The sequence below is a fragment of the Gordonibacter pamelaeae 7-10-1-b genome, from assembly GCF_000210055.1.
Classification (GTDB): domain Bacteria; phylum Actinomycetota; class Coriobacteriia; order Coriobacteriales; family Eggerthellaceae; genus Gordonibacter; species Gordonibacter pamelaeae.
The window spans coordinates 836,497-838,258 of record NC_021021.1 but is presented as its reverse complement, the minus strand read 5'-3'; the positions used below and the strand labels follow the sequence as shown (position 1 = coordinate 838,258).

Annotated in this window: 1 protein-coding gene; it reads left to right on the top strand. The window is 69.1% G+C overall.

The window, feature by feature from the left end:
- The coding region (locus GPA_RS18845; RefSeq protein ID WP_041239028.1) for a hypothetical protein at nt 1-1,762 on the top strand (1,762 nt) is incomplete at both ends.

The following is a 1,762-nucleotide window of genomic DNA, read 5'->3' as shown; positions in this document are numbered from 1 at the left end:
GACGGCCCCGACGGCCCCGGCCCCGATATCCCGGCGGTCGACCCCGATCCCGGCCCGAGCAAGCTGCCGGAAGGCCTGGTGGAAGGCGTGACAGGCGATCAGTTGCCGGCGTTCCCCGAGGAGGGCGTTCCTGCGCCGAGCCCTGGGCAGGAGGCTCCCGCCCCCGTGTTCGAGGTGATTGCCGGCATGGATATCACCGACGCGTACGGCGTCGAGCGCCTGTACAGCGGCGAGTTGCTCACCGATTGGAAGCTGCTCTGCTCCACCTGCTGCTACCTGACGGTGGACGGCGTGCAGTACCGCCTGACCGAGTTCGGCGAGAACTTCCAGGTGGGCTCCTATCCCCGCGTGCTCGGCGAGGAGGAGACGCTCGAAGTGGAGTTCCGGGTGCGGTTGAACGCCGAGAGTCCTTGGATCGTGCAGACGGTCGAGTTCACGGTGTACCCCTACAAGCTCTACGTGCAGGGGTGGGAGGCAGGATCGTACCTGGCCACGTACTACCCGGAGGAAGACGAGGCGGTCGACCTGAACGGCCATCGCGACGCCCTGTTCCCCGAGGAGGTGATTCTCGGCTCGCTGTTCGACGCCGTCCCGCTCGAGGAGTACTTCGAAGGGTGGGCCGACGCGGCGGACGGCTCGCCGGTGATCAGCCAATACGAGCCCGCCGCCAAGGGCCTCTCCATCGTGCGGCCCCTGCCGTTCAGGCCGGTGCCGGCAGGCTACGAGGTGCAGTACTCCTGGGGGTCGCAGGATCTTGTGGGCGCGCCCGAGGACGCGACGGTGCTCGACATCCCCCAAGGTATCGACGCGGTGTCGATCTACAACTTCGACGAACCCCTCGAGTTCGACGAGGTGATCGTACCCGAATCGGTACAGAAGCTCGACCTCTACAGCAGCTACGGCACGTCCGTGCGCACCGCCTACCGCGTGGACGAGCGCAACCGGGCCTACTTCTCGCGCGACGGCATGCTGTTCGATGCCTGGGAAGGGGCGCTCATCGGCATCCCCACGGAGAAGGCGGTGGTGGACGTGCCGGCGGGGACGCCGTCCGTCGCGCTTCCCCAGCAGAACAACATCGCCGAGCTGCGCCTGAACTCCGAGCAACCGCCCGAGCTCGACCTGGGCGCGCTCGACGGCGCCGTCATCGTCGTGCCCGACGAGCACTACGTGAACTACCTCAAGGCCTGGGGGTCGGACTTCCAGGGCAACTCGCTCATCACGGCCTCGGGCGATGCGCCCGACGTCTACGTGCGCGACGGCGCGCTCCTACGCGAGGGCGAGGACGGCTCGGTGGTGCTCGAGCAGGTGCTCGAGGAGGCGGCGGGAACCTTCGTGGTGCCCGCGGGCGTGAACGTGGTCGAATCCGGCGCGGTGAGCGACTGCCCCCACTTGGAAGCGCTCGTCATGCCCTCGACCGTGCGCGTGCTCGAGGCGGGAAGCCTCGCGGGCGCCCCGGCGCTCGAGCGCGTGCTGTTCCAGGGCGCGAAGCCCCCGGCCGCGGCGGCCGGCGCCTTCGACGCGGAAGGCGTGACGGCGTGCGTCGTCCCGACCGCTTTCGAGGCGTATGCTGATGCATGGGCCGCCTCCCTCGGCGGCGACGTGGCGAGCGCCCTGCTAGAGGAGCTCGATTTCGAGCTGCGCGACGTCGACGGGTTCGCAGTGCTTGCCGAGCCGTCATCGAACCTGCTGGTGAAAGCGCCGGCGGCCGTCGAGCGCTTCACAGGCGACGAGCCCGCCGCCGAGGGGCTCACCGCCGTCAACG